The sequence below is a fragment of the Acinetobacter sp. IRS14 genome (assembly GCF_034650275.1).
GTDB lineage: Bacteria > Pseudomonadota > Gammaproteobacteria > Pseudomonadales > Moraxellaceae > Acinetobacter > Acinetobacter oleivorans.
In genome coordinates this window covers 1-10180 of sequence record NZ_JAOVFN010000040.1, presented here as the reverse complement: position 1 = coordinate 10180, position 10180 = coordinate 1, and the positions used below count along the sequence as shown (strand labels likewise).

At 40.2% G+C, this 10180-nt stretch carries 8 protein-coding genes; 1 reads left to right on the top strand and 7 read right to left on the bottom strand.

Features of this window, described 5'->3' with window-relative positions; all coding sequences use genetic code 11:
* Positions 1–211: 211 nt before the first annotated feature.
* The 6 genes from cntB to ODQ17_RS18700 form a co-directional block, all read right to left on the bottom strand.
* The gene (gene cntB / locus ODQ17_RS18725; RefSeq protein WP_322905554.1) at positions 212–1168 is read right to left on the bottom strand and encodes a carnitine monooxygenase, reductase subunit CntB; all 957 of its coding nucleotides are present in this window, start codon (positions 1166–1168) and stop codon (positions 212–214) included.
* 47 nt (positions 1169–1215) lie between these two features.
* The gene (locus tag ODQ17_RS18720) at positions 1216–2667 is read right to left on the bottom strand and encodes an NAD-dependent succinate-semialdehyde dehydrogenase (RefSeq protein ID WP_322905552.1); all 1452 of its coding nucleotides are present in this window, start codon (positions 2665–2667) and stop codon (positions 1216–1218) included.
* A gap of 63 nt (positions 2668–2730) precedes the next feature.
* Positions 2731–3846: a carnitine monooxygenase subunit alpha gene (gene cntA, locus ODQ17_RS18715; protein ID WP_322905550.1), complete on the bottom strand. Its 1116-nt coding sequence runs from the start codon at positions 3844–3846 to the stop codon at positions 2731–2733.
* Positions 3847–3888: 42 nt separating this feature from the next.
* Positions 3889–4863 (bottom strand): alpha/beta hydrolase, encoded by a 975-nt coding sequence (locus tag ODQ17_RS18710; protein WP_322905548.1) that lies wholly within the window; start codon positions 4861–4863, stop codon positions 3889–3891.
* Positions 4864–4874: 11 nt separating this feature from the next.
* Complete coding sequence (locus ODQ17_RS18705; protein ID WP_081399194.1) at positions 4875–6527, bottom strand: BCCT family carnitine transporter; 1653 nt, start codon at positions 6525–6527, stop codon at positions 4875–4877.
* A 20-nt stretch (positions 6528–6547) separates the two neighbouring features.
* Positions 6548–7660, bottom strand: coding sequence for a tartrate dehydrogenase (locus ODQ17_RS18700; RefSeq protein WP_111855982.1), 1113 nt, complete (start codon positions 7658–7660; stop codon positions 6548–6550).
* Positions 7661–7763: 103 nt separating this feature from the next.
* Between ODQ17_RS18700 and ODQ17_RS18695 the strand changes: the two genes are divergently transcribed.
* The gene (locus ODQ17_RS18695) at positions 7764–8744 is read left to right on the top strand and encodes a LysR family transcriptional regulator (RefSeq protein WP_322905544.1); all 981 of its coding nucleotides are present in this window, start codon (positions 7764–7766) and stop codon (positions 8742–8744) included.
* 53 nt (positions 8745–8797) lie between these two features.
* On the opposite strand, the gene ODQ17_RS18690 is transcribed toward ODQ17_RS18695, so the two are convergent.
* A complete protein-coding gene (locus ODQ17_RS18690; protein WP_322905542.1) occupies positions 8798–9982 on the bottom strand; it encodes a porin in 1185 nt (394 codons plus the stop codon).
* Positions 9983–10180: the final 198 nt, after the last annotated feature.

The following is a 10180-nucleotide window of genomic DNA, read 5'->3' as shown; positions in this document are numbered from 1 at the left end:
CTTGTGACCCCCGCATTATGAGTGCGGTGCTCTAACCAACTGAGCTACATAGCCGTAAACTGTGTGCGCATTATCTATAGTTCTGTATAGCAGGTCAAGAGTTCAAAACCATTAAACTCCATCAAATGAACAAATAAGATTCAGATCATCATTATTTGTTCATTTTTTAGCAGATTCGCACTTTAAACAATTGATCAACCAAAGAAATATATTAGAGATCTAATACTAGTTTTTTTCCTTTTGCTCTTGATACACAAATCATCATGCTCTTTTGTGAAGCCTTTTCTGCATCACTCAAGTATTGATCGAAGTGCTCTGCTTCACCTTCTAAAATGGCAGTTTCACATGTACCGCAAACCCCTTCTCGGCACAAACATTCCACATCAATATTTAATGTTTCGATGGCTTGTAAAATTGTCTGATTACTTTGTACTTCAATTTCCTGATTGGACTTAGCAAGTACCACCGTAAATGCTTCACCATCTTCTGGAACTGTTGAGGCAAATTGTTCCCAATGAATATATTCATCTCGGTAACGGTGCTTATTACAACAATCAATCACTGCATCAATCATGGGTTTAGGACCACATACATAGACATGTGTACCTTTTGGTTGTGATGAAATCAGTTCATCCAAATTTAGTGCGCAACCTTCTGAGACAACATAACTAAACACATGCTCAGCATGTTTCTGTTTTAAATCATCTAACAAAGCCGCGTGTTCAGGTGAACGGTAGGCATAATGTAGCTCAAATTCAGCACCGCGTGCTGCAAGCTCATCCATTTGTGGCAAGAATGGTGTAATGCCAATACCACCTGCAATTAAAATATGTTTATTGCCTGTTTCAGCTAATGGAAATAAATTTTTTGGTTCTGAAATCTGAATTTCACAGCCTTCACTACATTGATCATGCATAAAGACAGAACCGCCCTTACCTTCCACATCTTTACGAACGCAGACTTGGTAAGTCGATAGATCTTGCGTACAGCTCATTAATGAATAGGCATTGGAAAGCTGTTCATTCATTTTGACAATAATATGGCTTCCCCCACTAAATCGAGGAAAGTTCTGCCCATCTTGACGTTTGAACGTGAACCGTTTGATTAAAGGGGTTAGCTGTTCCACATGAGTAACAACTGCCGGGAACATTTCATAATGACTAGCCATATTAGAATCCTTCTTTTACCGCATTTTCTTATTGCTAGGGCTTATCCTTAAAGCCCTAAACACATGTATTTAATAGTCATGAACTCTTCAAGACCATACTTTGAGCCTTCACGCCCAACACCTGATTGTTTTACACCGCCGAATGGTACAACTTCATTTGAAATTGCTGTGGCATTCATACCGACCATTCCATATTCAAGCTGTTCTGACACTCGCCATAAACGTGAAATATTTTCGCTATAAACATAAGCAGCCAAACCAAAGATGGTGTCATTAGCCTGAGCAACAACATCAGCTTCATCTGTAAAGCGAATGAGCGGCGCAACGGGACCAAAAATTTCTTCTTGGACAATTTCCATCGTACGGTCTACGTTCGTTAGAACCGATGGCTCATAAAAGGTTTGTCCTAAAGCATGTTGCTTACCGCCGCAAGCAACTTTAGCTCCTTTACTTACCGCATCATCAATCAACTGCTGTGCTTTTAACACTGCTTTTTCATTAATTAATGGGCCAATTTGCACGCCATCTTCAAGTCCATTACCGACTTTGAACTTTTGTACTTCTTGTACAAACTTCTCGGCAAAAGCTTGATAAATATTGTCATGCACATAAATACGGTTAGCACAAACACAGGTCTGGCCTGCATTACGGAACTTAGCAAAAATCGCACCTTGTACAGCTTTATCTAAATCAGCATCATCAAACACAATCAGAGGTGCATTACCGCCTAACTCAAGCGCCAATTTTTTAATGGTGCTTGAACACTGCTGCATCAATAAACGCCCTACTGGAGTTGAGCCAGTGAAGGTCAATTTTTTCACTTTTTCATGTGAAGTAAATACCGAACCAATTTCCTGAGATTTACCAGTAATGACGTTAATCACACCCGCCGGAATACCTGCTTTTTCTGCAAGCTTCGCAATCGCTAAAGCACAGTAAGGCGTTTCATTAGCTGGCTTAATCACGACCGTACATCCAGCTGCTAAAGCTGGCGCTGCTTTACGGGTAATCATGGCAATTGGGAAATTCCACGGCGTAATAGCAGCCACAACACCCACAGGTTCTTTACTAATAATAAAACGCTGCTGGTTATTTACGGTTGGAATCACATCACCATAAATACGCTTACCTTCTTCGGCAAACCATTGAATAAATGATGCTGCATAACGCACTTCACCTTTCGCTTCTGCCAAAGGTTTACCTTGTTCAATGGTCATGATTAAAGCAAGTTCATCGATATGATCAAGAACCAGTTTGTACCAAGCCAATAAAATATCTGCACGGTTTTGAGCCGTTAAAGCTTTCCAACTTTGTAAAGCAGTATAAGCAGCTTCAACCGCCTGTGTAGCCTCGGCCGCTCCCATATTTGGAATTGTGCCAATTTCTTCACCTGTTGCTGGGTTAGTCACTGGAACCGTTGCATTTGACTGTGCAGCTAGCCATTGCCCGTTAATATAGGCTTGTTGCTGAAATAATTCAGTGCTTTGTAAACTCGACATATCATCTTCCTAACTGAAGAATCAGGTGTAAGTTATCTTTACACCTGAATAAATCCATTTGTTTTACTTGTGATGCTGCGCCACTAAATTTTGGAAGTAAGCAATACCATGTTCACTAATTCCTGAGCGTTGCTTGTCAGTCATAATACGGCCTTGACCACGATAACCACGTGATTTCAAACCACGTTGTACGCTTTCGACCAAGTTCAAATCTTCAGGACGGAATACATTGCGATACCACTCAATTAAGTCTTTCTGATCTTGAGTGAGTTCTTCGTTCGTGAAGTAAATATCGTAATGCTGCAAAGTCGTTTCTGCATCTACTGGGAACTCATAGATCACAGTCATGAAATTGCTGCCCGGTGGTACGTTGAACATAGTACAAGGCCAAGTCCAGAAACCATGAAATTCAGGATCTGTTATTGATGGATCAAGCTTGAATGACTTTTCTGATGAACGCGCAAAACCATACTGTAAAGTCCAGTTTTGATGTGTGGTATGCCAATATTTATCAACTTGTACCGAATCGGCAAAACCAGGATGTGCAGGCCCACAGTGATAGCACTCTAGATAGTTATCAACAATCACTTTCCAGTTTGCTGGCGTTTCTGTCACAAAACGTGCCGCCAGTTTCAAATCTTTAATCACGCTACATGCTTGATTTAAACGCTCAGCAAATTCTGGAAGTTGGTCTTCTACGCATGTCGCATTTTCATCCATATTAATGAAAACAAAGCCGGCATATTCCTCAACTTTTAAAGGCACCATGCTTGAGTTTTCTTTGTCGAAAGATTCAACATGGTCACAGTTACGTGCTAAAGCTAAACTACCATCTAGCTTAAAAGTCCAAGCATGGTATGGGCAGGTAATTACATTTTTTGCTTTACCACTGCCACTTAAAAGCTCGTGACCACGGTGTGGACATACATTATAAAACGCACGTAAAACGCTATCTTTACCGCGAATGATGACAATATTTTCACCAATTACTTTACGGGTAATATAGTCATTCGGTTGTGCCAACTCACTGCCATGTGCAACACAAATCCAGCTTTTAGCAAAGATTGCTTCTTTCTCATGCTCAAAAACTTGCGATGAAGTATAGAAAACTTTAGGAAAAGTCCATGCAACATCTGGGTTTGCACAAAAATCTTCAGGTAATTTTTCAACTGCATTCATGTTATTACTCCATTAAATTCTTTTCGTCCAAATGACTCGATATTAAATTGATGTCTTTTCGACACTACTCGACATGCGGCGTATCGCACTCAGCATGTTTTGATATAACTGTTGAACTTCTGGGCAATCACGCATAAGACGTAAACTGCCATGTAATAATCCTTTGCCTAAATGAAACTCGCTAGGAATCCCAGCTTGTTCCAATTTTTGGGTAAAAAGATAACCGTCATCACTTAAAGGGTCATATTCTGCAACTGCTACAAAACTTGTAGGCATATCTGAAAAATCAATTGCCAATAAAGGCGCTAGACGTAAATCCTGCCAATCTTGAGAGTTAGGTGCATATTCCTTTAAATAAAAATGCATATCTTCTGTTGTTAATAACGGCGCATGGGCATGCTTTTGTGCAGCTGGTGTATCAAGTGCTGTAGTTAAACACGGATAAACCAAAGCCAATCCTTGAGCTTGCATACCACTATGCTGTAGATGCACTGCAAGGGCTGCTGCTAAATTACCGCCAGCACTATCCCCTGCTAGAACGATATTTTCGCTATCGATCTGCCAAGTTGAACCATTCTTTTTAAGCCATTGATAAACTGCTAAACAATCTTCATAAGCTGCTGGAAAGCGATGCTCTGGTGCCATGCGGTAATCTACGCTAATGACAACTGCATTTAAGTCCTGACACAAATAACTAGTAATAAACTCATGTGAATCGAGCCCACCGACCATCCAACCGCCGCCATGTAAATACAACACACATGGCCAACCAGACTCAGGTCGATTTGTTTTTGGTAAATACACACAAACAGGAACTTGATGCTCACCATTTGCAACAAAGCGATCTTCTACTTCAATCTTGCCATCACGTGGCAAAGTGTAGTGTCGACACATTGCGTCATAGGCCGCACGGACTGAGTCAATATCTGCATCTGCTGGTGAATAAATGCTGCTCCAATACACAAGGCTTTGCATTTCTTCACTTAAGTCATAAGTGGTCTGTTCATGTGTAGTCATTACCGTTCCCTCTAGCTGGTTTTTCTGTCCAGTTTGATTGAGCTTGCAAGCTCAAGCTGCATCCTTTTTGCATGTTCATCTTGAGACTGGTTTAAACCAATTTCCTGATCATCATAACCTTGTTGCTCAATTAAATGCGATGGGACTTTGGCATAATCCTGAATCAGCCATTTCACTAAGCCATAGGTTTGAATCAAAATAATCACGATGAATGGTAAAGCCGTCACAATAGTCGCTGTTTTCATTGTGTCTAACGGTGCTTTACTAAAGATCATGGCAATTGGAACTAAAGTCAGCATGACACACCAGAACAAACGAGCATTTGGCGATGGATCTTGGCCTTCACTTAAACCACGTGTACATGTTGCCGAAACTGCATAACCTACCGCATCCATATGTGCTGCCAAGAACACCACCATAATGCCGAGGAAAATCCACATCATTAGTTTTCCGGCAGGTAACAGACTGAGCAATTGACCAATCGCAACCTCACCACCTTGTTGGCTTAAGATTTGCGGTACATTTACAGCCCCATGAATAAAGCTATAAACACTGTAGTTTTCAAACACACCAAAAATGAACCAAAGACCGACACTGCCACCAATCACCATGGCAAAGATCACTTCTTTAATCGTACGACCTTTAGAAACACGCGTTACAAAGAGTGCCACACCCGGTGCATATGAAATCCACCACAACCAGTAAAATACAGTCCATTCACGGGTAAACTTGCCATCACCCATTGGGTCGGTAAACAGGCTCATATCAACAAAGTTGGTTGCCATTAACCCGAAACTCATTAATGAATTATTCAAAATGAATTGAGTCGGACCAAAGCAAAGTACATAAATTGCAAATAACACAACACCTAAGCACACCAAATGGCTTAAACGCTGCATACCTTTGTCCATACCAACGTAAGAGCTAAGCGCAAACACAACCGAGACACCCAAAATAATGATGACCTTGGTCATAAAGGTATTTGGGATACCTGTGAGTTGAGACAAGATATTGGTAAATGTCACGGCAGTGAGTACCAACGAAATCGTCAAGGCACCAAACATGCAAAGCAAGAACATGAGGTCGACTAAACGTCCAACCACGCCGGTTGATTTAAAGCCTGTTACAGCCTCAATCACGGAAGCTAAACTCAACCCTTTGTTTTTTCTCACATGGTAGCTGTAGCACAAAGAAATTGATGCCAATGCATAAATTGCCCAAGCACTTAAACCTGAATGAAAAAACGAGTAAGCAACACTATATTTCAATGCTTCTGCTGATTCAGGCGGTAAGCTCAAACCCGGAGTCTGATAATAGTAAGCCCAGTCCAAAAAGCCCCAGTACAGTGTAGAAGACCCAATACCTGACAAAATGAACATAAAAATCCATGACATCGTGGTGTATTGAGGTTTCCCTTCACCTAATTTGATTTTTCCATATTTACTAAAGGCCAAACCAAAAGTAAAAATGATGGCTAAAAAAGCAAACAGTAATACTGGGGTTGTAAATACCGATGTCGTCCACTGCATCCATGTTGCAGCAATCTTTATCGACTCTTGCGAATAAATCGCCAAACCAGCAACTGAAATAAATACAAACAGTAAGCTGGTTACGGCAAGAACTTTATCCGTATAAATTTTTGTGTTTTGATTATCCATATCCATACATCCATTTTTGGATGGCGTTATTCCATAGCGAACACGTCCATTTTAATTTGGGCTACACACGATGCAATTGCATCTCCTACCTCATAAGTTTTTGCCTGACCACCGATATCAGCTGTTTTTGGCCCATTAATTAAGACATTCTCAATCGCCTGCATAATGTCCTGACCTGCTTGAATGCAGCGTTCGTCTTCTTCACCAAAGAATTCGAACATCATGGCACCCGACCAAATCGCAGCGATTGGATTGGCAATTTGTTTACCGTAAATATCTGGTGCTGAACCATGTACAGGTTCAAACAATGATGGGAATTTTCTTTCTGGGTTTAAATTCGCCGAAGCAGCTAAACCAATAGTTCCTGTACATGCAGGCCCTAAATCAGAAAGAATGTCACCAAATAAGTTCGATGCTACAACCACATCAAAACGTTCAGGCTGCAACACAAAACGAGCCGCTAAAATATCAACGTGCTGTTTATCAGCTTGAATTTGTGGATATTGTTTTGCCATCGCGTCAACGCGTTCATCCCAATACGGCATACTGACCGCAATACCATTTGATTTGGTCGCTGCTGTAATTTTTTTCGCATCACGCTGATTTGCAAACTCAAATGCATAACGCAAAATTCGATCTACACCATGACGCGTAAATACGGCTTCTTGTAAGACAAACTCACGGTCTGTTCCTTCAAAAGCTTTACCACCAATGGCTGAGTATTCACCTTCACTGTTTTCACGAACCACATAAAAATCGATGTCGCCTGGTTTTTTACCTACTAATGGACATTTCACACCAGGCATTAAGCGCACTGGACGTAAATTCACATATTGGTCAAAACCACGACGAAACTGAAGTAGCGAACCCCAAAGTGAAATATGGTCAGGCACTTTATCCGGCCAGCCTACAGCGCCAAAATAGATCGCATCGTAACCTTGCAAGGTTTCAAACCAGTCATCTGGCATCATTTTGCCGTGCTCAAGGTAGTAATCGCAGCTTGCCCAATCGAAAGCATCTAACTGAAGCTCAATGCCATGCTTTTCTGCTGCTGCCTTTACAACCTTAATGCCTTCTGGTAGAACTTCTAAACCAATGCCATCGCCTGCAATCGTGGCAACTTTATATCTTTTTGCCATAAGCTTCCTTCACACCTTCGACTAATATCCTTGTATGGCTTAAACATGATGTTTTAAGCAAAAATGATCAATAACGGAACTATCACTCCAATGGACACGGATCGTGAATAATCTACCTAACCTATCGGATTTAAAGGTTTTTTGCACAGTCGCCAAACTAAAAAGTTTTGTCGAATCTGCTGAGGAACTCGGAACATCGCCAGCTTTCATTAGCAAGCGAATTAATATTTTAGAAAACACCTTAAGCTGCAAACTTTTTCATCGCAGTACGCGTCACGTTAGCCTAACGGAAGATGGCAAACTCATCCTTGAGAGAGTTTCAAATATTCTTGAAGAATTTGATGAAGTCTGTGAACTAGTCAATAACCCGCTCAGTACGCCCACAGGTCGTATGGATATTATTAGTAGTTTTGGTTTTGGCAGAAAGCATATCGCACCAATTCTGTCTAAATTAATGATGCTTTATCCAAAGCTTCAGATTCATTTTGACACCATCGACAATACCAAAGACCTGATTCAACACAGTATTGATTTGGATATTAGAATTGGTAATGAAATTGCGCCAAACATGATTGCGAAGAAGTTAGCTTCTAATTTTCGAATTTTATGTGCAGCACCGAGCTATTTACTTAAACACGGCGTACCAGACAGCATTGAAGACTTGCAAACACATGATTGTCTGACCATTAGTGAACGTGATCAATCGTCTGTGCTATGGAAATTTAGACATGCTTCTGAAGATGTCGCGGTTCATGTCAAACCACGCTTTGTTTCTAATAACGGCGAAATTATTCATCAGCTTGCCATAGAAGGTCACGGTATTATTTTCCGATCAATTTGGGACGTTGCAGACGAATTGATTACTGGCCAACTTCAGCATATTTTGCCTGAATATTGGCAAGATGCAGACGTCTGGGCCGTTTATCCATCACGACTCAAAAGCTCGTCTAAATTACAAACTTGCATTTTGTTCATTCAAAATGAATTACTTAATCGATTACAACATGTACAAAACCTAAACCGTGGGCAACTCATTTCTCCAGCGGTTAAACGGGAACCTCCACCGGAAAAAGTATTTCTATAAAAAAAGCCCTAAGTGAAGCCTATTCACTTAGGGCAATAAATTGCTTTTAAATTTTAGAAATAATATCCAATTGAGAGATAAAATAATTTATCCCAATCATTACTACTACCTTGTGCCAAACCATTCGCACCACCTCCCACCATTGGATCATTTTTACTCATAATGTATTCACCCTGAATACCTATGGCTTTGTAATTAAAATAAACCCCAGCAATTAAACGTTCAGAGTCTTTATAACCATCCTCATCTTTAAAAAAACGACTATGGGAGATATAAGGTTTAATGTTTTCAATCTGATGGAATGGCTGAGCAAAAGTATAGTTAATTTCATTGACCAAATATTTACCTTTATTGGCGACTTGATATGGATAATCAAATGCTCCAATGGTTGAACTATGTGGAAATAAATCATCGCCATTGTTCACATCTTGTTTACCTGCCAAGAACATCCATTGCCATGCTTGATATTGCGTTTGAGCAAAAACGTTCCAAGATTTACGGTGTCCATCCACATCTGTTCTTTTATTTTCTAAGTCAGAATACCAAACTGACCCACCTAGCTCAGTCGAAAAATTTTGAGTCTTATCAATCTCAAATTTTCTAGATGCTCTCGCAATCCACATATTCTTTTCTTCAATATTGGTGCCTGTACTTAAATCATCAGCTTCAACAAAATTACCACTGTAACGGCTTGAGTCTTTTGAAGTTCCCTTATAATTTCCACCTTCAGTTGGATAGAAACCCAAGGTCAAATTATATTTATCATCTGCAAATTTATATTTGATACCCAAATTATCGATATCTTCTAAACCCACTGTATTTAAAAGTGTTTCGTAATAACTACTTCCCCAAAATTCGCCAAAACCAAAGTCAACGGGTTGTAAACCTGCCGTGATTCTCTGCTGGTCAGATAACTTATAACCTACCCATGCTTTTTTTAGAAAAATTGCATCGCATAAGCGATCATATTGATAACAACGAGCATCCGCTCCTGCAATCCAATCTGGATTTTCATAACCTAACACTAATTTAATATCGGTTAGCCGCCAGTCATCATTTTGAGAACCTTCATTTGCATCAACCACATAATCTTTATGCAAATATCGGGAGCGTACCGCGCCAGAAACTTTAAATTGACCCGAGTCTAATGTTGGATCTCCCCAACTCAAATCAGCCGCAGAAACTTGGACTCCCGCTGTTAAACTTAAAATCCCTAAAAATAATAATGACCTTTTCATGTCTTCAACATCCTTGTTAAGTGTTATAAGAACATGAAGAAATTGACGTAGACAAACAATGCCACAACTATAAAGTCGGTCTTTACAAACTGTGTTTAATCAAAAAATGAGCATAAAAAAAGACCACGCAGGAGCGTGGTCTATAAAATGGTGGCTATGACGAGACTTGAACTTGTGACCCCCGCATTATGAGTGCGG

Excerpts from the sequence above, each read along its gene's own strand:
- cntB (WP_322905554.1), bottom strand. The coding sequence starts at position 1,168 with ATGGCTAGTCATTATGAAATGTTCCCGGCAGTTGTTACTCATGTGGAA.
- ODQ17_RS18720 (WP_322905552.1), bottom strand. The coding sequence starts at position 2,667 with ATGTCGAGTTTACAAAGCACTGAATTATTTCAGCAACAAGCCTATATT.
- cntA (WP_322905550.1), bottom strand. The coding sequence starts at position 3,846 with ATGAATGCAGTTGAAAAATTACCTGAAGATTTTTGTGCAAACCCAGAT.
- ODQ17_RS18710 (WP_322905548.1), bottom strand. The coding sequence starts at position 4,863 with ATGACTACACATGAACAGACCACTTATGACTTAAGTGAAGAAATGCAA.
- ODQ17_RS18705 (WP_081399194.1), bottom strand. The coding sequence starts at position 6,527 with ATGGATATGGATAATCAAAACACAAAAATTTATACGGATAAAGTTCTT.
- ODQ17_RS18700 (WP_111855982.1), bottom strand. The coding sequence starts at position 7,660 with ATGGCAAAAAGATATAAAGTTGCCACGATTGCAGGCGATGGCATTGGT.
- ODQ17_RS18690 (WP_322905542.1), bottom strand. The coding sequence starts at position 9,982 with ATGAAAAGGTCATTATTATTTTTAGGGATTTTAAGTTTAACAGCGGGA.